We start from the raw sequence: 22629 nt of genomic DNA on the forward strand, positions 1-22629 counted from the left end.
GTCCCGGATCGGAGTGCCGTCTCAGGCGCGCTGGGCCCGGTCGTAGACCTTCTTGGCCGTGGTGCCCAGGATCTCGCCGTACATCTTGGTCGGGGGCAGGGTGTCGAGCGCGGAGTTGACCGAGATCAGGGTGCCTTTGCCGGTGGTGGTGTTGAGGCCGGCGAGCCAGGGGCCGCCGCTGGCGCCGCCGCTCAGGCTGCAGGGGATGACCTGGGTGCCGTGTTCTTTCTTGGCGGTGCCGGAGCAGAGGAGGAGTTCTTCGCCGCGTTGGGGGTTGGTGGCGGGGTAGCCGAGGGCGGTGACGGGGCCGCCGACGGGGCGGTTGAAGGCGATGTCCTGGGAGCCGACGACGTCGGTGAGTTCGCGGCTCTTCTTGTCGAGGTCGACGGTCAGGGCGGCGATGTCGTTGACGGAGTCGTTCTGCCAGGTGCGCGGGGTGGCGGCGGCGCGGACGGCGAAGGTGCCGTGGGGCTGCTTGCCCTTGTGGTAGCCGGGGACGAAGACCATGTCGGTGTTGGTGTTGTAAGGGGAGGAGCCGCGGCGCACGCAGTGGGCGGCGGTCATCACGGCGGATTTGTTGGCGCTCTTCACGGCGGTGGCGGAGCACCAGGTGTCGGCGCCGTTGGCGTTGACGAAGAAGAGACGTCCCACGGTCTTGAGGGGGGTGCCCCGGTACGGCTTGGCCTTCGGTCCGGTCGGGCCGAGGTCGACGGACTTGCCGACAGCCTTGATACGGGCGGGTGTCCAGTAGGCGAGGGCGGCCTTGCGCTCCTTGGCGGTGTACTTCAGGACGGAGACCGGATCGGGCGCGGCGTGAGCGGGCGTGGCCATGACCGGGGCGGCGAGGGCGAGGACCGTACCTGCGGCGAAGAGTCCCGCGGTCCGGCCACGGAGACGCCGGGTCAGGGAGGTTGAGGTCTCGGGCATGGCAGGTGGCTCCTCGGGCGGCGCGGGCATCGGACGGGCTGTCCGTGTCGTACCGCAGGAGCGGGGAAACCGCCTGTTCGGTTGTCGCTGTCGATGTCCTGTGACACGCGCGTGCGGATACGCGAACACGCGCCCGGTCGACTCGCTACAAGGCGAGAGGCTCGAAAATGCACCATATGATGATGAAATGACGCGATTGATCGTGGCAGCCGGCGGAGGTGGCGACGCTGTCGCCGCCGTGATGGTCGATGGGGCCCTGTACGGGGACGAGGGGCCGGGGGTGGTGCTGACGTATGCGTGGGATCGGCTGGTGGTTGATCCGGTGGCGGGGCCTCGGGGGGCGGGGGGTTTCAGGGGGCTGGGGGTGGTGACGCCGCATGTGTATGAGGTGGGGGCGGGGAGTGAGGTGGTGGGGGCGGGTGGGTCGGTTCTGCCGCGGTTGGCGGGGGAGGTGGGGCAGATGTTGGTGTTGATGGACCCTGGGCAGGGGGTGTTGGGGATGACGCGGCAGCTTGAGGAGTTGGTGGAGCGTCTGGGGCCCGAATCCGTGGATCTGCTGGATGTGGGGGGTGATGTGCTGGCGCGGGGGGACGAGCCGGGGCTTCGGAGTCCGTTGGGGGACGCGCTCGCGTTGGCCGCGTGTCGGCGGGTGAACGCGGAGGTGCGGCTTCTGGTCGCGGGGCCGGGGCTGGACGGGGAGTTGTCGGCGGGGGAGCTTCGGGGGGTGCTGGGGCGGAATGTGGTCACGTTGACGGAGGAGGATGTGGGGAGGGTCGGCGGGGTGCTGGAGTGGCATCCGTCGGAGGCGACGGGGATGCTGGCGGCCACGGCGCGGGGGATCCGGGGGCTCTGTGAGATCAGGGACGCCGGGTTGGCGGTGCCGCTCACGGATGAGGGGCCCACGGTGCACGAGGTGGATCTGGAGGAGGCGTTCGCGCGTAATCAGCTCGCGCGGGCGGTGGCGGAGACCGCGACGCTCGCCGAGGCGGAGGAGCGGAGCAGGGAGGTCTGCGGGTTCTCCGAGATCGACTACGAGCGGGCCAAGGCGGCGCGGCTCGGGGCCGAACCCCTGGTGGGTTTCGACCCCGAGGACGTGCTGCGGCGGGTCGCCCGCTTCGAGCGGCGGGCCCGGGAGCGCCGGATCAGCTACACCACCTTTCGGCATCTGGCCGAGGTGGTGGGTGTCCGTGGTGGACGGCGGGAAGAGTTCAGGGCGTTGTTGCTGGAGAGGCATCCGGAGCAGTACGCGGCACCGCTCTGGCGGATCCCCTTGTGACGGGGGCGATGTCCGCGGGGAGGGCTTCGGCGACGAGCGCGAACGCTTTCTCCAGGGTGCGGGTCTCGGCGATATGGCCTCCGCCCGGGGCGCCCATGGCGAGGAAGGTGCCGCCGCGCTGGCGGTAGACGGTGCCGCCGACGCGGGTGTGGGGCAGCTCGGTGGTGGTGCTGAAGAAGAGCGTGCCGTGGCTGACCGCGGGGAAGAGGGTCCTCAGGCGTTTCTGGGCGTGGGCGGCGCGGACCACATCGGGGTGGATCAGCGCGGTGCCGGTGTCGAGGCCGGTGTCGAGGCCGGTGCCGGTGCCCAGGCTGGTGTCGAGGAGATGATTCCACTGCGCCGTCACGATCTCCTCGACGGTGCGGTTGTCGTCGTCGGTCATGGTGATCACCTGTTTCTGCTCGCGGGCGGGTCGGGGAGGCAGTGGTGGGTCACAGGCGCTTCGCGCTGCGCAGCGTCTTGGCGTAATAGCCGTTGCCGTCGAGACGGGAGACGCCGCCGATGTCGCCGATGGTGGGGCCGTTGATCTCTTCGCGGCTGGAGATGAAGATGAGATGGCCCTCGGTGTCGTGGCCGAGGACGATGCCGACGTGGTCGAGGCGCTGATCGGTGCGCTGGTCGAGTTTGAAGAAGACGAGGTCGCCCGGCTGGAGCTGGTCGATGGCGGAGGGGCGGTCCTGGGCCGAGACGCCGGTCAGGGGCAGGATGTCGGCGCCCCGGGGGGAGCGGGCCATGCCGTTGGCGGTACGGGGGAGGCCGTCGCCGGACTTGTCGGAGGACATGAGGGGGTAGCGGGCGCGGTACCCCAGGACTATGCGGATGTAGCCGGAGCAGTCCAGGGAGCGGGCGCGCATGGATTCCGGGGTGCCGGTGGTGCCGTCCCGGAAGGGGTAGGGGGTGCCGAGGTAGTCGTAGAAGTCGGACTGTTCGAGGCGGAGATCGCCGTTCTTGTCACCGGCGGTGTTCAGGGGGCCGAAGTTCGCGTCGCCCGCGTAGGCGAGGCCGTTCGCGTCCTTGCGCTGGGGAGCGCCGGCCACGTACTCGAAGGCGAAGGCGAAGAGGTCGGCCTCTTTGCTGCCCGCGTGTTTCGCGTACCACTCCTTGAACCATTTCTTCTTCTCCGCGCCCTCCGTCCAGGGCTGCGGCATGATCCGTACCCAGTCCGTGGTGGAGACCTTGGAGGCCGTCGAGGCGGGTTCGGCGAAGGTGCGGGCGGGGCCGGTGAGTTTGGCGGTCTGCGCGCCGTCGGTGAGGACCGCCTCGACGCGGCCGTCGGAGCCGCGGAGGACGCTGCGGGCGGGGTTCTCCAGCCGGGACCACTTTCCCCCGGTCTTGTCCGAGGCGGGGTCGGCGGAGGCCCGGCCGCCGCTCAGTATGCCGACGTCGCGTATCTCGGTGACTCCCCGGTCCTCCCGCTCGCGCAGTTCCAGGGTCAGATAGCCGGACGTGGCGACGAGCCCGAGGACCACGAGGCCCGACAGGGCACGGCGGGACTTCTTCTTGGACGCCAAGGCTCTTCCTCGATTCTCGGAGATTTCAGACGGTGGGCATGACGCCGAGCAGCAGGCCCGCGGCGACGACGATGTAGGCCATGAGGGAGACGGAGGCCGTCGCCAGCAGGGTGGGGCCCTTGGGCTGGCGCACCAGCTGGTAGGCGATGAGGCCGGGGACGATGAATCCGAGGGTCTCGTTGCCGTACAGCAGGGGGAATTCGATGGAGAGGACGATCATCACGGTGGCCTGGAGCAGCACCCCCAGAAGGACGACGGCGGCGAAGAGCCGCTTGCCGTAAAGGATCATCAGCCGCTGCATGATCCTGGTGCCCGCGTAGGTCAGGGCGGTGACGCCGACGACCATGGCCGCCCGCTGGAGATCCTCGATGAGGGTCAGGGCGAGCCAGCCCGGCGTGATCATCCCGCCGGGGGAGAGATTGGTGGTGAGGTAGCACAGCAGGGAGAAGAACAGGCCTATGGCGATGCCCAGGGCTGCCATCTCGGGGGTCAGGGCGGCGGTCGTCAACGGGGGCTCTCCGGGCGGTAGTACGAGTGCGGAGGCGGCTGATCGCCCTCATGAACCTCGTGGACCTCATGAACCTCATGGACCTCGTAGGCCTGGTGAACCTCGTAGGCCTGGTGAACCTCGTAGGTCTCATGGGTCCGTCGGTGATCGGGCCCGGGCCACGGGTCCCCCGGCGGGAGCCGCACCACCCGGAGCTCCTGGGTCTGGGAGGCCTGGTAGCGCTCCTCGTACGCCTGGGGGTACGAGGCGTACGGGTCCAGCCGGACCGGCTGGGCGGGTACGGGAGGCATCTCCGGGCCAGGGCCCGGGCCCGGGCCCGGGGCGCTCTCGTCGGCGGGCAGTTCGGCGAGGTGTTCCAGCAGCTCCTCGCCCTGGCCGTGGATATTGCCGATGGCGACGAGCGAGGAGCCGTCGGGCATCCGGCCGAGCACCTCCGGCATGAAATCCTCGGCGGGACGCCGGTCGCCGCCCAGGTCCACGGCCCGGTCCCGCCACTCGGCGGGGATGGCGTCGATGGCGCTCCTGGCGGGGTGGCCGATGACGAAGACGTTGTCCGGCCGGAGATCGGGGACGATCTCGCCCATCTGGCCGTTCCGTTCGACGCGGTCCGGCCGGCAGTTGATCACCACGTTCAGCGGGCGGCTGATGGCTCCCAGGTCGAGGAGCTGGTTGACGTTCATCAGCGTCGACTCTGGGTCGTTCGCCGCGAAGACGTTGGCGAAGGCGAGGCGCTTGCCCTCGGGCGTCACATAGCGCTCCACGGAGAGGACGCCCGGGTCCGGCGGGGCGTCGTACATGCCGCGCAGGGCGACCTCCCGTTCGACGCCGAGCAGCTCGGCGACGGTGAGGGCGATCGCGACGTTCTCCTTGAAGGTGAACCAGCTGAAGCCGCGCAGCTCCGCGTCGGTGACGGTCTCGGGGTCGGCATAGACGAGCCGGCAGCCGCGGGCGTCCGCCTCCTCCTGGAGGATGTGGAAACGCTCCTGCTCGGCGGTGACGCAGACGCCGTTCTCCGGCATCGAGCGGCACAGCGACCGGGCCACGTCGTCCAGGGTGGGGCCCATCTCGGCGAGGTGGTCCTCGCGCACATTGCACAGGACTCCGATGGTGGAGCGGATCAGCTTGCTCTGGTTCACCTCCTGGAGGGCGGGCATGACGGCCATGCACTCGATGACCAGGGCGTGGGGGCGGTAGGCGGCGGCCCGGCGGACGATGCCGATCTGTTCCACCACATTGGCGATGCCGAACTTGCGGTAGACCGGCTCCTCGGTCGCGTCGGGGTGGATGAAGCGCGCGGCCGTCCCGGTCGTCTTGGCCACGGTGACGAGATCACCGCCGCGCAGGGCTCCCGCGCAGAGCCGGGTGATGGAGGACTTGCCCCGGATGCCGTTGACGAGCACCCGGGCGGGGATGGTGTGCAGGGCGGCGTAGTGCCTGCGCTGCTCCACGATGCCCGCGATCAGCAGGAACACCGATCCGGTCAGCAGGACGAGATAGAGGTAGAGCACGGCCTGTCACCTTCCGTCGGTGTCGGTGTCGGTGTTGATGTCGGTGTTGATGCCGAAGTCGAAGTCGCCGATGAACCCCGGATCCGGATCCGGATCCAGATCTGGTTCCGGATCCGAGATCCGGCGCGCACGGCCCTGTCTGTGGGCCTGCGCCTGCTGCCGCAGCAGTTCGAGGCTGCGTACGACAGCGCCCACCTCGTCCTGATAGCGCGGATAGAGCACGGACTTGAGGTCGCCGTCCACGAGCTTCTCGGCGCCGGCGGCCAGCGCCCTCAGGGGGCGTACGACCACCAGATGGATCCAGCCGAGGCAGAGGATGATCGCGGCCAGTCCCAGCATCCCGGCGAGGACGCTCCGGTCCTCACGCTCGTACGGGGTGATCTGGAAGCGCTCGGCGTTCTGCCGGCTGACGACGGTCCAGCCGATGTCGGCGGTGACGCCGCCGCCGGAGAAGGGGGCCGCGGCGGCGACGGTGACGCCGTCCCCCTTCCGGATGAGCAGGCCGTTGGCGACCGGGCCCGCGCCGGTGCGGACGGCGGCCGCGCGGGCGAGGTCGTTCAGGGCCTGGCCGGGCAGTTTCTCGAACGCCAGGTATCCGCCGTTGGCGGAGATGGTCAGACCGTCGGGGCCGACCACCCGGATCTCGCCGAGGCCGGGCCGGGCCAGGAGTGAGTTGAGGAACTCCACCCGGATCTCGCCGACGAGGGTGGCGCCCTCGCGGCCCGGTACGGGGGCTCCGGCCTGGATCACCGGCTTCCTGTCCCCCTTGCCGGAGACCCGGACCGGCGGCAGGGCCTTGTCGCGGTCCCAGGCGTGGGGGGAGCCGCCGGCCCGGGCGGCGGGGTCGCCGTCGCCGTCGCCGTCGACGAGGTACAGGGCCTGATAGCGCGGGTGCGTCCGCAGGGTCTCCTTGAGCAGACGGCCGGTGGCGTCCCCGCCGTCCGCGCCGCCCCCGCCCCGGCCGCCGTCCGCGCCGATCAGCCGGGCGGTGGAGACGAGGTCGGCGTGCGCCTCGTTGAGCGCTCTGCGGAGCCGGTCGGCGATCAGATCCGTACGGTCGCGCTGGTCGTTGACCATGGTCGTCGGCACGCTGACCGAGCCGTCCGTACGGTTCAGCAGCAGGCCGACGGGCAGGCACCACAGCAGGAGCAGGGCGGCCGTCAGCGCGAGCGATCCGCGTCCGCCGACCCGGCTTCTGCGGCGGGAGACGGGGCCGCGCCCCTCCCCGCCGAGCTGCTGGCGCAGCCGCTCCAGGGCGGAGCCGATCCGGGCGGCCTCTCCCCTGCGGGGCACCGAGACCGGCCGGGTCAGATTGCCCCGGGCGATTCTGCGGGACTCCAGGAACAGCCGCAGCAGGGGCCGCTGGACGGTCGCCCAGAGCACGGCCACCGCCAGCAGCCCGAGCAGGACGAGGACGCCGGAGACCGCCAGTCCGTACAGCCCCCGTCCACGGTCCTGCTCCCCGTCGCTCTGCTGGACCACGGGCAGCAGGGCCACGACCGTGAGCCCGAGACCGGCGGCGGCGCTCTTCTTCTCCTCGGGGTTCGCGGAGGCGAGCGAGGCGTATCCGGCGAGGGCCGTACGGCCGTTGTACTCGCCGCCGACGAGGGTGCCGCTGACGCCGGGGTAGCCCCGGGAACCGGGCTCCTTGGTACGGACGGGGTGGCGCTCGGCCCGCGCCGCCGCCTGGCCGGACAGCCGGCTCATCTGCTTCTGGAGGAAGGCGAGTTCCTTGCGCTCCTGGTCGGAGTTGAGCCCCTCGGCCCGCTCGAAACCGGCGGTGGCGAGGATCTCGCCGTCCTTGGCGGCGACCGCCATGGTGCGGAACGGGCCGAGGCTGATGGCGGGCACGGAGAGACCGCTGGAGGCGATCAGCAGCTGCTGCGGGCGGTCGTCCCAGTCCAGGACGGCCATGGTCATCAGGCGTACGTCGCCCGTCTCCAGCCGCACCATGCGGGGGGTCAGCGCCCGGTCGCCGGTGAGGACGCCCTTGTCCAGCCAGCCGAGAGGGATCGATTCGCCTCGTGCGGCGAGCACGTCCCCGCTCTTCAGGTCGACCACGGTGGTGCCGGTCCACTTCTGGTACGCCCGTCCCAGGTCCGCCAGGACGCGTTCGGGCTTCACCGGGGAGCCCTCGCTCAGCGCCCTGGCGGTGCGGTTCAGATCGGTGACCCGCTCGTCGATCGAGGCGCGCATGGCTATGGCGCCGTCCTCGGCGAAATACTGCTGCGAGGAGAGCACCGCCCGCGGGGCGGCCGTCTCCTTCCCGGGGCCGAGCACCTTCGCGGTCAGGGCGGCCAGGGCGAGGATCAGCACGCACAGCAGCGCGATCGGCGGTCGTATCCCGCCGAGGAGGGGCATGTCCGCGCGTCTGCGGCTCCGCCGCCGCCCCCCGCGTACGGCGTACGCGCCCTTGCTTGATTTCACTGGTGCTCTTTCCTGGTTCCCCCGGCCACGGCACCGCACGGGCAGGACCTCCCCGTACTCCCCGTGCTCCCCCGTACTCCCCGCGCTCCCCCGCGCGGGCCTCGCGCTCCTCCCGCGCTCCCCGCACTCCCCGTGTAGGACGCGCGGCGCCATCACTCAGTTCTTCAGGGCCAGTTCGGCCAGACCGTCGCCTCCCGGGGCCCCTCGGTTGTACAGAAAGCCATGGGTACGGTCGAGGGCGAGGCGGTAGCGGGCGAGGCGGGCCTCGGGCAGGTCGCCCGGGTTGTCGAGCACCTGCCGGACGTCGACGAGCCGGTGGTCGCCCACGGCGCCCTCGGGGGGCTTCTCCCCCACCTCCACCTCGGGCGGGATGTCCACCAGCGTGGTGCGGTGACGGGCGGCGACGTCCCACCCGGAGTCCGTCTCGCGGAACTCGAACCAGCCGATCACCCCCTCCTCGGTGAGCCCCGTGGGCGAGGAGTGCCGGGCCACCTGATTGCCGAGGCCGTAGGCGACCCAGGTGCCGTTCAGCTTCTGGATCGGCTGCACCACATGCGCGTGGTGGCCGACCACCAGATCGATCCCGGTCTCGCCGGTGATCCGCTCGGCCAGCTCCAGCTGGGGGACGCTCGGCTCGTTGTAGTGCTCCAGACCCCAGTGGAGCGAGAGGATCACGACCTCGGCACCCTGTTTCCGGGCCCGCTCCTCGGACTCCTTGATCTTCTCCGTGCTCATTCGGTTGAACGCCCAACGCTCCTTCTCAGGGGTCGGGTTGAGGAAGGATTCCCACGAGTAGGAGAGATGGGCGACCTTGACGCCCCTGACCTCGCGGATGTTGATCTTCTTCGCTTCCTCGCGGGTGCGCGCCGAGCCGCTGTGGCCGAGGCCGATCCCGTCCATGGTGTTCAGGGTGCGCCGGAGGGCCTTCAGACCGTGGTCGTACGTGTGGTTCGAGGCGGTCGAGCACGTGTCGTACCCCACCTCCTTCAGAGCCGTCAGGATCTGCGGCGGCACCAGGAACTCCGGGTACCCCTCGAAGGGGCCCGTGGGCTTTCCGACGGGGGTCTCCATGTGGCAGATGGCCAGATCGGCCTTGCTGATGACGGGCTTCACCCCGGCGAGCAGCGGGCCGAAGTCCAGCCCCGCCGCGCCTTCTCCGGACTTCTCGGCGTCCTTGGCCGCCTGCTCCACCAGCTCGGGATGGATGAGGACATCGCCCGCGGCGGCGACGGTGAACGCGCGCCCTCCCGGCTTGCTCCGCACCTCCGACGAGGACGAGGAAGACGACGAGGACGAGGAAGACGGCGACGCGCACCCGGCCGTGAGCACGGCGGCCGCCGCCGTCAGTGCCAGCGCGCGACCCGGGGGGAGACAATCCCAGAATGTCACCGGCCGATTTTCGCATGAGCCCAAAGATTCGACACTCGCGCGACATCACAAGGTCATCACTCTCCCTTCATGTTTTCATCACCTTTGGCCTGATAGTGGCGCTGCTCGGCTGCGGACCGGGCCCGCGCGGCGACGGAGAGTACGAGGCCACCCGGGCAAGGGAGTTGGTGAATCTCGGCGACCGGATCACCGAGTACGCGAAGCGGCCCGGAGCGCGGGAGCCCTACCGACCGCCCGGCGAAGCGCGGCGGGAACGTCTCGCCCGTGGCACGGGACTTCTCCTGGACGGCGACACGAAGGCGGCCGAACAGCTCCTGAAAAGCGCCGGGTTCAGGATCACCAGGCTCACCGACACCGCGTCCGGCAGGCGTTACGACGAGATCGCGGCGCTCGACCCCGGAAGAGGGGCGCGGTGGGGGCGGCTGTATCTCAGCGCCGGCTCCGGGATCCGCTGGAATGTGCAGGTGCCCCATCCGGTCTCCGACCGCGACACCGAATCCCTCGGCGCGCGGCTGCTGGAGAGCGCGCCCGGCGGGGCGCTCGTCCTCGCCGGGGCTCACCGCGACGCGGGCCGAAACGGTTCGGCGGATGTGGCGCACCGTACGGACAGCGTCTTTCACACAATCGTCGCCGAACTCCAGAAACGCGGTGTCCCCGGAGTGCAGTTGCACGGCTTCGCGGAGAGGTCGACCCGCCCCTACGAGGCCGTGATCTCCACCGGGGCGGTGCGGACGGCCCCCGAGGAGGCCGCCGCGCTCGCCGATCGCCTGGAGAGCCGGGGGCTCCGGGTCTGCCGGGGCTGGTCCGGCCGGTGCCCGCTGGAGGGCATCGCGAATGTGCAGGGGGAGGCCGCCGAGCGCCACCGGGCGACCTTCGTGCATGTCGAACTCGCCCCGGCGGCGCGGGGGGACGGCCGTGAGGCGGCCACTGCGCTGGCGGCGCTGACGCGGCTCCTCACGACCTGGTCCCGTCACCCGGTCAGCGGATGACCATGAACTCCAGCGTGGCCGCCTGCTCGCCCGTCCTCCCGTAGGCGTCGGCGGCGAACACGGTGGCCATGCAGGGGCCGTTGTAGGGCGGGGTCCACGAGATGACGGCGTCCTTCGTACGGACCACTCCGCTGGCGCCGCACGCCCCGGAGATGTCCCAGACGTAGCCGCTCAGCAGCCTTCCCTCGTCGCCCGCTCCGGGCTTCATCCCGATAGTGATGGGAGACCGGGTGGTCCCCGCCGAGACCAGCGTCAGCCTCGGCGGGAGCGGTCCGGTGGCGGTGGCCGGTGTGCGGCGGTCGACGGTCGACTGCGCCGAGGGGACCGACTCGGCTGCGTCGGGGGCGAGCGCCGCGACGTAGTAGTACGCCTTGCCCTTCGGGGCGGTGCGGTCCTCGTACGACGTCTCCGCCGCGCCGACGGCGCCCACCGGGGCCCAGGCGCCGGTGGGCGCGGTACGGCGGTAGACACGGAACCCGGTGGCCGCCGTTTCGGGGCCGTCCGCCCGGGTCCAGGTGAGACGGGTGAAGGCGTCGGCGGGCTCGCCCCGGAGCGCCGCCGGGGCGGGCGCGGTGGAGGCGGTGGGGCGGGTGACCGTGGTGGGCGAGGACACCGGGGAGATGTTCCCGGCGGTGTCGACCGCGTGCAGGGTGTACGCGTAGGGCCTGCCCGCGTCCGCGAAGGGGTCCGTGTACGAGGTGCCGAAGACGGTCGCGGGACCGTCCTGGTCCTTCCCGCCCACGGGCGCGGCCCACACCTCGTAGTGGTGGACGTCCTTCGAGGACGCCCGCCAGGTGAGGGCGTTGCCCGCCGTGGTGCCCAGCCCGGTCACCCCGGCGACCCGGTCCGGGGCCGTACGGTCGGCGGTGGTGACGCCCTTGTCGGCCGAGCCCGCCGACTTGTTGCCCGCCTTGTCGTGGGCGCGCACCTCGTAGTAGTAGACGTCCCCGGTCTTCGGGAGGGTGGCGTCCGTGTACGAGGTGGTGGCGGCGGCGGTCGTCGCGAGCGGCTTGGCCCCGAACTCCGCTCCCTTGAGGCGGCGGAAGACTCCGTACCCCGCGAGGTCCATCTCCTTGTTCTTCGCCCAGGTCAGCTTGGCCTTGCCGGTCGTGGCGGTGTACGAGAGCGCCACCCCCGCGGGTACGAGGGGTTTGACCTTGTCGACCGAGGCCGAGGTGCGGGGCTGGTAGGCGAACTTCACGTCCGCCTTCCCGGTCCAGTTGACGTAGTCGATCCGGAGGGTGTGCTTCCCGGAGGGGATGCTGATGTTGACGGTCTTCTTCCGGGTCGCGGAGACATTCTTCCAGAGGTCGACCTCGCGCTTTTTGTCCAGATAGACGCGGATACCGTCCTGCGCGGCGACGTCCAGGGCGAACTGTCCACCCGATCCGAAGTCGCGGGTGACGGTCCAGCGGACCCCGAAATCGTCCTTCGGCAGACCGGTGGCGGGAGCGCCCGCACCCCAGTTGTGGCTGATCCTGTCGGCGCAGTCCTTCTTCTTGGGCTTGCCCGAGAAGGATGTGTTCGCGAAGAACTGCCGCTCGAAGGAGGGGGACACACAGGGCTTGGCCGCGGCCGCGGCCCCGTGGGGGGAAACGGCGAGCAGGCCGCCCGCCGTGGCGAGGACCACGGTGGTGGCCAGCGCGGGCGGCGCGAAGCGCCGGACAGGTCTCATACGGTCCCCTTGGTGCCGATCGTGGACGCCTTGACAGCGGGCGTTGGAGATCAAGACACCTGACGGCGGGGGTTGGTTGTACGGAACGACCCGCCCCGAGCGCCGGGGCCCCGGAGCCGTCCCTACCGGCCGCCGCCGTCGTCGTCGTCCGGCTGCGGGAACTGCTCGTCGAGCGTCGCGTCCAGCAGTGCCTTCACATCCTCCCGCTCCAGGCCCGCCGCGCGCGCCCCGGTCATCCAGGTGACCAGTTCGGCCGTCAGCCGCTCGCTGTCCTGGGACGGCGGACGGTCGAAGGACCGGCTGACGAAGGTGCCGACGCCGGGGCGGGGCACGACCAGCCCCTCGCGTTCCAGCTCGCGATAGGCCTTGAGGGTGGTGTTGGGGTTCACCCGGGTGGAGGCCGCCACCTGGGCCGCGGTCGGCAGACGGTCGCCCTCGACCAGGATGCCGAGGCGCAGCGCCTGTTTGACCTGCTGCACGATCTGGAGGTACGTGGCCATACCGCTGCGCCGGTCGATCCGGAACTCGACCACGTTCTATCTCCCCGTCCTTACCGCTCCGCGGTGCCTCACAGCGACCTGCGGTGTGTCCACCACACCGTACTGACGATCGCGACGGCCGCCATCACCAGCAGGATCCCGGAGATCGTCCACTGAAGCCCGGGCATCTGGGCAAGCGTCACATAGTCGATGGCGTCGTTCACGATCCCCAGCTCCGCCCTGCACTCCTCGGACTTCTTCTCCGAGAACTTCACACAGGTCCCCCACCCGTGCACCTGGCCGTCGGCGGTGGCGACCCAGTTGTCGATCTGGACCTCGCCCGGCTTCAGCTCCGGAGAGTCGGCGCCCGCCGGATAGAGGAGCCGGTGCGGTTCGGCGAGCCAGGTGCGCAGGCGCTCCAGCGCCACCACGCCCGTCCCGGCCGGGCCGACGAAGGTGATCGCCATGGCGGCGACCGACCGGCGCAGGACCGCTCCCGCGAGGATGCCGGCGGAGACGGTGAAGACACTGAACGCCACCGGCAGCGGGCCGGTCGCGAAGAAGATCCCGCTGTCCCACCAGTTTCCGCGGTTGTAGACGCCCCGGGCCGGATGCCACAGCGAGGTGAGGGCCGCCGAGAGCACACTGGTGCAGAGCACCACCACGACCAGCGGCACGGCCACGGAGGTCATGACGACCCGCAGCCGGCCGACGGACTGGGTCGACGTGAGCCTGAGCGTGCGGTTCTCGTACTCGGAGGCCAGGAGCGGCGCGCCGATGAAGACCCCCAGGGCGGCCGGCAGGAACTGGACCACAGGGATCAGCTTGCTGATCGTCTCCTCGTCGGCGTGGCGCAGACCGCCCAGCTCGGCGAGTCTCGGGGAGTTCAGGAACTCCACCACCCCGAAGCGGTGGTAGACGCAGTACGCGGTGACCCCGGCGGTGAAGGCGATCAGCAGCAGCAGCGCGGTGCGGTTGCCGCGCCAGGCCACCCAGCTCATTCCGCGCAGGCTCAGGAAGGCGCGGGGTGCGGGGGTCTCGATCTTTTTGGTCGTGGCGGTGGCGGCGTTCACGCGGCCTTCCCTTCTGCGTGCGGGGCGGCGGCGGTAGCCTCGGCGGAGAGCCGCGAAGCGGGACTGATCAGCGGAGGCGCCTCGGCGGAGCGCAGATAGGCGAGCAGCACCTCTTCCAGGGACGGCTCCACGCTCTCGTACGCGCCACCGGGATCCCTGTCCGTACGGAGCAGAGCGGTGAACTGACGTCCGCTGAACCGGGACTCGATCACCGTGTGGTGCCCCGCGACCCCGGCCGGCAGCACTCCGGCCCCCTCCCCGGGCCCCGGGTCCGCGAGCCCGGTCACCAGCCGGTGCGCGGGGACCAGCTCATCGACCTGCCCGATCATGCGCAGCCGCGCCCCGGCCAGAACGACCAGGTGATCGCACATCTCCTCCAGCTCGGAGAGAAGGTGCGAGGACATGAGAACGGTCAGCCCCCGCTCGACCGCCTCGGAGAGCAGCAGCGAGGACAGCTCATGCCTGGCCAGCGGATCCAGATCGGCCATCGGCTCGTCCAGCAAGAGCAGTTCCGCCCGCTTGGCGAATGCCAGCGCCAGCGCCACCCGCGTCCGCTGCCCCGACGAGAGGCTCCCCACCCTCGCCCCGAACGGCACCTTCCCCGCCTCCACGATCCGCTCCGCGGCGGCCTGGTCCCACCTCGGGTTCAGCTCCCGGCCCATCCGCAGCGTCTCGGCGACCGTGAACCGCTTGTACAGCGGCCTCTCCTGATCCACGAACGCGACATGCCGCATCGCCTCCGGGTCGCCCACCTCCTTCCCGAACAGCCGGAGACTGCCGGTCGTCGGCCTCAGCAGCCGCGCGGCGATGCTCAACAGCGTCGACTTCCCCGCGCCGTTGGGCCCCACGAGCGCACTGACACAGCCGGTGGGCAGCCGGAAGGAGCACTCGCGCAGCGCCCAGCCGCGCAGATACTTCCGGCCGAGATCCTCCGCCTCGATGGCGTAGGGGTGGGAGGTGCCACTCATTCAGATCCCCCGATTCACTAGTTAGTTAGTGGAATGGTGTGGACGTGAGTATGCGCAACGGCCCGCGCGGAAGTCAAAGAACCCACCCACCGGGCGCGCCAGGGCAAGGGGCTGAATCCGGCCAGGGTTTATGGAGGTGGTGAGGGTGAAGCCGGTGTTAATGTCACCGGTCATACGCGCGTGGGGGCGCGGTCGGGGGCCAGGAGAGATGCCAGGGCGCTGGCGTGTGCCTGCCATGTCTTCTCTTGCCTTCAGGAGGAACGGTGGCCAGATCCGGCCGACGCCGACACATGCTCGCCCCTGCTTCGGGATCGTCGATTCCCAGCCTGAGGGCCGTGCGCACCACGGCCGTGCTGGTGGCGGCGGTGAGTCTGAGTCTCCCGCTGCTGGGCACGCCGGCCGTCGCGGTGCCGGGGTCGGCCGGGACGGCGGTGAGGGGCGGGGAGCTGGTGCTGCCGGCCGGGGCAAGGGCGGTACCGAGGGCGACGCAGATCCTGAACGCGGGGACGACGGGGTTTCTGTGGGCGCAGGAGGGGGATTTCCGGCTGCTGTGGACGGATTACGCCACCGGGACCGCGACCGCGCTGTCGGAGGAACTGCCCGGCCTGGTCGAGTACAACCCCGACGAGGGCTTCTTCCGCAACGCCGCCCATGACGAGCCGGGCTGGTACGGCGACGGCTCCGACACCGTCGCGCTCCACTCCAGCCCGTCCCACGTCACCCTTCTGAAGGGCTCGGGAGCGGACGGGACCAGCACCGTGGTGCCGCTGCCTGAGGCGCACTCGTACCGGGGCACCTTCGGCGACACCGTCATCACCCGCAGCGACAGATACGACCGCCCGACCGCGTACCACCTGTGGCGCGCCGGGACCGGAAGCGTCACCGAGACGCCGGTGACCGGGCTCCCGGAGCGGGCGTACGGCGTCGTGATCGAGGACGGCGACGCGCGGTCCGTCGTGCTCCGTTACCGGGTCGATTCCTCGGAGGAACCGGAACCCTCCTGGCACTGGAGCATCCTCGATCTCGCCACCGGCGCGGCCACTCCGCTGCCCGACCGGGTTCCCCAGGGGGGCAACCGGGAGGTGACCGGCTTCCGGCTCGGCGAGGGCTCGGTGCTGCGGCTGCGTTCCGAACGCGGCGAGGTGGATGTGTTCGACCGGGGCGACCTGGCGGCTCCGCACCGTACGCTCGACACGGGCGGGCTCGGCGGCGAGGCCGCGTACGGCATCGTCGGCTCCGCACTCCTCGGTGTCGATCCGGTGCGGGAGGGCGGCGGCGAGTACCGTGGCCGACCGCTGCTGGCGCTGGTGTCCAACGGCGGGAGAACGGCCCGGAGCACGGTCATGGAGCCGGCCGGACAGCAGATCGTCCAGGCCCCGGACGGCTCGGTGCTGGTGGCGGGCGCGGAGCGGTACATCGAGCGGGGTGACCTCGACTGGGGAGTCCACCGGATTACCCAGACCGACGACAAGTCGATCGTCCGCAGCCGGCTGACCACGGTTCAGCCGGTGCCCGCGCAGATCCACGGGCTCTCCCTCGGCAGCGGGGTGCTCACCGTGGCGGACAACAGCACGATGTACGAGACGGGCAGGGTCCTGGGCGCGTACCGCAGCCGCTGGCTCGGCACACCCGCCGCGGGCGGTGCCCCGAGCGTCACGAAGACCACCGTGGACGGGCCGCTCAGCGAATGGGACGGGTACTGCCACAGGAGCGCGCCCCGCTGCGTCCGGATGCTCGACGACGGCGCCGGCAGACACGGCCGGCGTGAAGACACCGAGTCCGGCCTGACCATGCTGCGCGTCAACGGCGTGACCGGCTGGGGTCCGGCCCTCGACACACGCGCCGGCACCACCCAGCTGGCCGGGCTCTCCGGACGGTACGCGATCATCGACATCCCCTACTCCCGCAGGCAGTTCATCGCCGAGTTCCCCGCCGAGGGCCCGGCGAAGGTGCTGCACAGGCGCGACCGGGTCGCCTCGGCGGTCTGGGGCTCCACCCTGTGGAGCGGCGCGGCCAAGGGCGGCAAGGTCACCGCCACCAGGCTCCCCGGCACCGGCGCGGTGGAGAGCTTCACCACGAGGAACGGCTGCACCCCGTCCGACCTCCAGGCCGTGGGCCGCTGGGTGTACTGGGACTGCGGGAGCCCTCAGGGCGGGTCGCTGGGCTCGGGCGTCTACGACCGCGCCACCAAGCGCACCGTCACCGCCCCGGCGGGCAGAAGCGTCCTTCTCGGCGACGGCTACCTCGCCCATCGGATCGCCGAAGCCCAAGGGGACGTCGAACTCAGCCTCATCGATCTGCACGGCGGACTGCCGTCCAGCGGCTTGTACACCGATCTGCCGAGCCGCGAGCTCGCCGACTGGACCGACAGCGACTTCGAGAACACCGACGCGGGCACGAGCTGGACCGTGGACCGCTTCGGCGGCGGTGTCGCGTACGCCGACGACGAGCAGCGGATCCGGATCGTGCCGACCGGGGTGCCGGCCTCCGCGCTGAGCGCGATCGACTCCACGGTGACCGCGGGGGCGGCGAGCTGGTCCGGGGCCTGGTGGCTGTCGAAGCCCGCAGCGGAGTGGAAGGTCACCGTCCGGCACAAGGCGTCCGGTGCCACGGTCCGTACGCTGTCCGGCTCCGCCGCCCGGGGTGTGCTGAAGGCCGCGTGGAACGGCAAGGACTCGGCGGGCCGTCCCGTCGTCAACGGCCAGTACACCTGGACGCTGAGCGCCCGGCCCGCCGACGGGAAGGGGGCCGCCCTGGCTCTCTCCGGCACGGTCGGGGTCACCGCCGGAACGGCCGCCCCGCGCGACCATGCGGGCGACGACGGCGTCGGCGACGTCCTCACCCTCGACTCCTCCGGCACCCTCGCCGTCCACCGGGGCACCGGCAAGGGCACGCTCGGCGGCAAGGTCTCCGGCTCCGGCTGGCCCGCCGGCTCGCTGGTCGTGCCCTTCGGCGACCTCGGCGACGGCAGGTGCAACGACGTGCTGGTGCGGACGAAGGCGGGCGCGCTCCGCGCCCACCACCCGGCCTGCGGCAAGGCGGCGACGCCCAAGACGCCGTACACCTCGCTCGGGACCTCCGGCTGGAACCAGTACGACATCCTGACCTCCCCGGGCGACGTCAACGGCGACCGCAGGCCCGATCTGGTGGGCCGCCACTCCCCCACCGGGGACGTCTACCTCTTCAAGGGCACGAGCGCCGGAAAGCTCTCGGCCCGTACGAAGATCGCCTCCCGCTGGACCGGCCACAAGAAGATCGTCGGGGCCGGTGACCTCAACGGCGACGGCCGGGGCGATCTCCTCGTCCAGGACAAGTCCGACAAGCTCTGGCGCCACGAGGCCGACGGCACGAGCACGGGCGGCCTCAAGCCCCGGGTCAAGGTCTTCGACGGCTGGGGGACCTCGTACAACGCGACGGTCGGCGTGGGCGACTTCACCGGCGACGGCCGCGCGGACCTCGTGTCCCGGGACACCTCCGGGAATGTGTGGCGCGAGAACGGGAACGGCAAGGGCTCCTTCGGCAAGCGCGTGAAGATCGCCTCGGGCTGGAAGAGCTACAAGTCCGTCTCGTAGCGGTATGGATCGGCGGGACCTGCGGGAGGGGCGCGGCATGGGCATCTCGGTGTACGACGCGATCGTGCTGAAGAGACGGAACAAGGAGCGGTACGAGCGGCTGCACGCCCGGGGGAAACGGCTCAACCGGCACAGCGGGTGGGAGGGCGCGGCCCAGGAGGAGCGCCGGCGGGCCGTCTACGACCGTGCGCTGGTGCCGTTCCGGGAGCACTTCGGGCGGCTCAGACACATCGATCTGGCGGCGCTGGCCCCGACCGGCCCGGCCCGCCGGCACGCCGTACCCGACATCGAGCTGCGGGAGCTGCGGGAGCTGGCGGTGGGCGGCGTCGGCTCGCTGCTCGGCGGGGCGGCGGCCGGGACGGCGGTCTCCACCGCCGCGTACATGGCCGTCGGCGCTTTCGCCACGGCGTCCACGGGAACGGCGATCTCCACCCTGTCCGGCGCGGCCGCGAGCAGCGCCACCCTCGCCTGGCTGGGCGGCGGTTCGCTCGCCGCCGGGGGCGGCGGGGTGGCCGCCGGGACGACCGTGCTGATGGCCGCGTTCGCGCTGCCCGCGCTGCTGGTCGCCGGAGGTCTCATCGAGTGGCGGGGCCGCGCGGCCAGGCGCGGCCAGCAGGAGCAGGCCGAGGAGCTGACCGCGAAGGAGGCGCACATGGACGAGGAGCGGCGCGCCTTCTCTGAGGTGCTCCGGCGCAGCCGCGAGATCCGGCTGGTGCTGCTGGATCTCGGTCTGGCCATGGAGAAGCGGCTGCCCGCCCTCGCCGCGCTCGTCGACGCGAACGACGACTACGCGGCCTGCACCGCGCCCCAGCGGGCCCTGGTCAAAGAGGTCTTCGACGTGGCCTGCACAATCGTCACCGTGATGGCCGCCCCGCCCGCCGACGGGAACGGCCGGGTCACCGAGGTCTCCGGCCGGGTCCTGGCGGACGCTCGGGCGCGGCTGCGCGAGTGGACGATCACCCCGTAATCCACCGGCGGAGGGAGTTCGGGCCCGTCGTTCGGGCAGTGGCGGACGGCCGGGCCCGTGATCTGTCCGGGCTGGCGCCCGCCCATATCGTCACCGCCGAGTACGACCCGCTGCGGGACGAGGGCATCGGCTACGGCCTGCGGCTGCTGCGGGCCGGGGTGCCCGCCGGGATCAACCAGTGGGCGGGCACGTTCCATGTCTTCGACTCCTTCGGCACCCCGCTGTGGGACCGCGTGATGGTGGACCTCGTCGAGGCGCTGCGCGACGCGATGGAATGGAGGTGACGGCCACGGCACTCGCGCGCCGCGCGCGACGGTTCCGTCCCTCCCCAGGAACAAAGCGGAATGTGCGTTCTCAGGGATGCCGACCCGGCGTACTGAGCACCCACAGAACGGACTTGACCTTCTCGGCCACTCCCCGGCACCGACCCCCGCCCGCGATTACCTGGGCTGCGGTAATCCGCGCGGCGGACGGCCCGCGCGGCCCCAAGGTCGAGGGGACCGGGAAACCGGGAACGGAATCGGCGCGATGAGGGAGAGAAACCGTGGTGGGTGGAGTGTGCTCGCTGGAGGAGCTGGTCGGGGCGGTCGCCGGGGTGCGGGGGCGGCTGGAGGAGGTGAGCCGGGCGATTCACGTCAGGCCGGAGCTGAAGTTCGCGGAGGTGTACGCGCGGGATGTGCTCACCGGGTGGCTGGTGGACGAGGGGTTCGCGGTGGGCAGGCGGGCCGGGGGGCTGGAGACGGCGTTCGTGGCGGTGCACCGGGGGCGGGAGCCGGGGCCGTGTGTGGCGGTGCTCGCGGAGTACGACGCGCTGCCGGGGATCGGGCACGGCTGCGGGCACAATCTGATCGCGGCGGGGGCGGTGGCGGCGGCGGTCGCCGCCGTGCGGGCGGTGCCGGGACACCCGGGGACGATCGCGGTGATCGGCACGCCCGGTGAGGAGATGGGCGGCGCGGGAAAGGTCCGACTGGCGGACGCGGGGGTCTTCGACGGGGTGGACGCGGCGGTGATGTTCCATCCGGCGGACCGCTCGGTGACCGCGCAGCACGGACTGGCGGCGGCCCATCTGCGGGCGCGTTTCACCGGGGTGAGCGCGCACGCCGCGAAGTCCCCGTGGGAGGGGCGCAGCGCGCTGGCGGCGGCGCAGCTCTTCCTCAACGCGCTGGATTCCATGCGGCAGTTCATGCCGCCGACGGCCCGGGTGCACGGCATCGTCTCCAACGGCGGCCAGGCCCCGAACGTGGTGCCGGCCGTCGCCGCCGTGGACTTCTATGTACGGGACCGTACGACGGCGTCGGTGCGGGAGCTGGTGGAGCGGGTGCGCAGGGCGGCGCTGGGCGCGGCGCTGGCCACGGAGACGGAGGCGGAGGTGTCGGAGACGGGGCCGCTGTACGCGGAGCGGCGCAACAACATGGTGCTGGCGGCCCGGTTCGGGGCGGTGGTGCGTGCGCTGGGGCTGGAGATCGGGCCCGGTGACGCGGATGAACCGGCGGGCTCGTCGGACATCGGCAATCTCTCGCAGCTGCTGCCGGTCATCCATCCGTACATCCAGACGGCCGCGCCGGGCACGCCGAGCCACTCGGACGCCATGCGGGAGGCGTCGGCGACCGCGTTCGCGCACGACCGGACCGAGATCGCGGCGACCGGGCTGGCCCGGGTGGTGCTGGATCTGGTGACCGATCCGGAGCTGATGGCGGCGGCGCGGGCGGAGTTCACGGCCGGGAGGGAGCCGGCGGGCACCGCTCGTACACTCCGGCCATGACGGTGGTGATAGTGCTGGAGGGGGCGCTGCCCAGCCACTTCACGGTGGCGGTGTCCCCGCTGGCGGAACTCGCCGCGAGTCTGCACGTACTGACCGAGTACGGGCATCACGCGGATCGCGCGCCGTGGGCGGAGGCGGTCGTCCGGGACGCGCCGGAGGCCTTCCGGGACGGGCTGCGGCGGTTCTCGCCGCTGTGGGCGGCGCTGCGGTGGCGGGGTTTCTACGCCGGGCTCGACCCGGCGGTCCCGGGCGGCGCCACGGCCGCGCCGGGGACGGCCGCCGCGCGGACGCCCGCCCCGGCACGGCTCTCGCTGGACGCGTTCGCCGAGCTGACCGCGTACTCCTGCGCCAGCGGCTATCTCGGCTTCGCCTTCGACCGGCTCCTCCACGAGCCCCGGCAGGCCGCCGCGCTCCGGCGCGCGGCCTCCGGGCTGCCGGAACCCCATCTGGCGCTGGCGGAGGATCTGTTACGGGACGCCCGGCGGCTGCGCTCGGAGGTGCTGGGCTTCCTCGATCTGTGCCGGCCGGTCTTCTTCGGCGCGCTGTGGGCCGAGACGGGTCCGCTGCTCGCGGGGGCCGCGCACCGCATCCGGCAGCGGCTCGCCGACGAGGGCCCGGCCCTCGCGCTGGGCGCGCTCAGCCCCTCGGGCCCGCCCGGCGGGGGCGGCCCGCCGCGCGTCGTCTTCGACAAGGTCCATCACGCGGTGATCACTCCGGTCCGGACGCCGGTGCTGCTCATCCCCACGCTGTACGGGGCTCCGCATCTGATCGTGAAGAACGAGCCGGGGCTGCCGCCGGTGGTGCACTTCCCGGTCGGCGCGCCGGTGGTGGGCGTCACCCTGGCGCGCCGCCGCATGCTGGCGCTCACCGATCCGCGCCGGGTGCGGCTGTGCCGGCTGATCGCCCGGCAGTCGATGACCACCGCCGACCTGGCGCACCGGCTGTCGATGACCCGTCCGCAGGTCTCCCGCCATCTGCGGGCGCTGCGCGATCTGGGGCTGGTGCGCACCGAGCGCCAGGGGCGCTATGTGCTCTACGGGCTCGATGTGCACGCCGTGGAGCGCATCGGCCAGGACGTGGCGACCGCGCTCCAGTTCTGATCAGGGCCCCTCCTCATGGGATACCGTCCTGCGGCATGGCGATACGGAAGACGAGAAACCCTCTGACGATTCTGCTGGTCCTGGCGGCGCTGGTGGTGGTGGCCGCACCGGCGGGGTATTTCGTCCTCGTCTACGGCTGCGGGGAGCGCGAGGACCGGCTCGCCGCCGCGCTGGCGGAGGATCCGGCGCTGAACGCCGCGCCGGACGGGGCGAGGAAGGGCGAGTCGTACCGGGAGTGCGACGACGACGATCTGTTCGTCTCCGTCGGTGCGGAGTTCTCGCACGAAGGCTCCTCGAAGGATCCGCTGGCCCGCCACCGGGAGGCCGCGCGCGCCGGGGGCTGGCGGCCGTCGGGCGGCGATCCCGACTGCTACACCAAGCGGCTGGACGGCACGACCGCCTATCTCAGCGTGGACGCCCCGAGCGCCGCCAAGGTCGAGCTGTCGATCACCGCTGACCGGCAGGGCAGTGAGTGGTGCTGACACACGGCACCAACCC

General features: G+C 71.6%; 19 protein-coding genes. 8 read left to right on the plus strand and 11 right to left on the minus strand.

Features of this window, described 5'->3' with window-relative positions:
• Nucleotides 1–21 precede the first annotated feature (21 nt).
• Entirely contained in the window at nt 22–927 is a 906-nt protein-coding gene (locus IE247_RS01510) for a trypsin-like serine peptidase (protein WP_190120982.1), read from the minus strand.
• Nucleotides 928–1114: 187 nt separating this feature from the next.
• On the opposite strand from IE247_RS01510, the gene IE247_RS01515 reads away from it, so the two are divergent.
• Entirely contained in the window at nt 1115–2203 is a 1089-nt protein-coding gene (locus IE247_RS01515) for a DUF1152 domain-containing protein (protein ID WP_190120983.1), read from the plus strand.
• On the opposite strand, the gene IE247_RS01520 is transcribed toward IE247_RS01515, so the two are convergent.
• The 6 genes from IE247_RS01520 to IE247_RS01545 all read right to left on the minus strand — a co-directional run bounded on the left by IE247_RS01520 (nt 2136) and on the right by IE247_RS01545 (nt 9546).
• On the minus strand, nt 2136–2585 hold the full coding sequence (locus IE247_RS01520) for a DUF6193 family natural product biosynthesis protein (protein ID WP_190120984.1): 450 nt from the start codon (nt 2583–2585) through the stop codon (nt 2136–2138). The two genes, IE247_RS01515 and IE247_RS01520, sit on opposite strands and share 68 nt — an antisense overlap.
• A gap of 49 nt (nt 2586–2634) precedes the next feature.
• Complete coding sequence (locus IE247_RS01525) at nt 2635–3714, minus strand: C40 family peptidase (protein WP_190120985.1); 1080 nt, start codon at nt 3712–3714, stop codon at nt 2635–2637.
• Nucleotides 3715–3739: 25 nt separating this feature from the next.
• Entirely contained in the window at nt 3740–4222 is a 483-nt protein-coding gene (locus IE247_RS01530) for a poly-gamma-glutamate biosynthesis protein PgsC/CapC (RefSeq protein WP_190120986.1), read from the minus strand.
• Nucleotides 4219–5730 (minus strand): poly-gamma-glutamate synthase PgsB, encoded by a 1512-nt coding sequence (pgsB, locus tag IE247_RS01535; protein ID WP_229868424.1) that lies wholly within the window; start codon nt 5728–5730, stop codon nt 4219–4221. The genes IE247_RS01530 and pgsB overlap by 4 nt, the downstream gene beginning before the upstream one ends.
• Before the next feature lie 6 nt (nt 5731–5736).
• Nucleotides 5737–8091, minus strand: coding sequence for a HAMP domain-containing protein (locus IE247_RS01540; protein WP_190121383.1), 2355 nt, complete (start codon nt 8089–8091; stop codon nt 5737–5739).
• Between the two features lie 222 nt (nt 8092–8313).
• Entirely contained in the window at nt 8314–9546 is a 1233-nt protein-coding gene (locus IE247_RS01545) for a CapA family protein (protein ID WP_190120987.1), read from the minus strand.
• 89 nt (nt 9547–9635) lie between these two features.
• Between IE247_RS01545 and IE247_RS01550 the strand changes: the two genes are divergently transcribed.
• Nucleotides 9636–10535 (plus strand): hypothetical protein, encoded by a 900-nt coding sequence (locus IE247_RS01550; RefSeq protein WP_373305494.1) that lies wholly within the window; start codon nt 9636–9638, stop codon nt 10533–10535.
• On the opposite strand, the gene IE247_RS01555 is transcribed toward IE247_RS01550, so the two are convergent.
• The 4 genes from IE247_RS01555 to IE247_RS01570 form a co-directional block, all read right to left on the minus strand.
• Nucleotides 10525–12210 (minus strand): PA14 domain-containing protein, encoded by a 1686-nt coding sequence (locus IE247_RS01555; protein ID WP_190120988.1) that lies wholly within the window; start codon nt 12208–12210, stop codon nt 10525–10527. The genes IE247_RS01550 and IE247_RS01555 overlap by 11 nt on opposite strands.
• A gap of 122 nt (nt 12211–12332) precedes the next feature.
• Nucleotides 12333–12710 (minus strand): GntR family transcriptional regulator, encoded by a 378-nt coding sequence (locus IE247_RS01560; protein ID WP_190121385.1) that lies wholly within the window; start codon nt 12708–12710, stop codon nt 12333–12335.
• Between the two features lie 68 nt (nt 12711–12778).
• Nucleotides 12779–13762: an ABC-2 membrane transporter-related protein gene (locus IE247_RS01565; protein ID WP_190120989.1), complete on the minus strand. Its 984-nt coding sequence runs from the start codon at nt 13760–13762 to the stop codon at nt 12779–12781.
• Nucleotides 13759–14730, minus strand: coding sequence for an ABC transporter ATP-binding protein (locus IE247_RS01570; protein ID WP_190120990.1), 972 nt, complete (start codon nt 14728–14730; stop codon nt 13759–13761). Before IE247_RS01570 ends, IE247_RS01565 begins: the two co-directional genes overlap by 4 nt.
• Before the next feature lie 335 nt (nt 14731–15065).
• On the opposite strand from IE247_RS01570, the gene IE247_RS01575 reads away from it, so the two are divergent.
• The 6 genes from IE247_RS01575 to IE247_RS01595 all read left to right on the plus strand — a co-directional run bounded on the left by IE247_RS01575 (nt 15066) and on the right by IE247_RS01595 (nt 22613).
• Nucleotides 15066–18302 (plus strand): FG-GAP-like repeat-containing protein, encoded by a 3237-nt coding sequence (locus IE247_RS01575; RefSeq protein WP_229868430.1) that lies wholly within the window; start codon nt 15066–15068, stop codon nt 18300–18302.
• Nucleotides 18303–18306: 4 nt separating this feature from the next.
• On the plus strand, nt 18307–19269 hold the full coding sequence (locus tag IE247_RS34070) for a hypothetical protein (protein ID WP_229868441.1): 963 nt from the start codon (nt 18307–18309) through the stop codon (nt 19267–19269).
• A gap of 38 nt (nt 19270–19307) precedes the next feature.
• Entirely contained in the window at nt 19308–19553 is a 246-nt protein-coding gene (locus IE247_RS34850; protein ID WP_308433177.1) for an alpha/beta hydrolase fold domain-containing protein, read from the plus strand.
• A 260-nt stretch (nt 19554–19813) separates the two neighbouring features.
• Nucleotides 19814–21031, plus strand: a complete 1218-nt coding sequence (locus IE247_RS01585) for an amidohydrolase (protein ID WP_229868451.1) — start codon at nt 19814–19816, stop codon at nt 21029–21031.
• Entirely contained in the window at nt 21028–22131 is a 1104-nt protein-coding gene (locus IE247_RS01590; protein ID WP_190120992.1) for a DUF5937 family protein, read from the plus strand. The genes IE247_RS01585 and IE247_RS01590 overlap by 4 nt, the downstream gene beginning before the upstream one ends.
• A gap of 35 nt (nt 22132–22166) precedes the next feature.
• A complete protein-coding gene (locus tag IE247_RS01595; protein ID WP_229868454.1) occupies nt 22167–22613 on the plus strand; it encodes a hypothetical protein in 447 nt (148 codons plus the stop codon).
• Nucleotides 22614–22629: the final 16 nt, after the last annotated feature.

The organism is Streptomyces inusitatus, assembly GCF_014651115.1.
Taxonomy (GTDB): Bacteria; Actinomycetota; Actinomycetes; order Streptomycetales; family Streptomycetaceae; genus Streptomyces; species Streptomyces amakusaensis.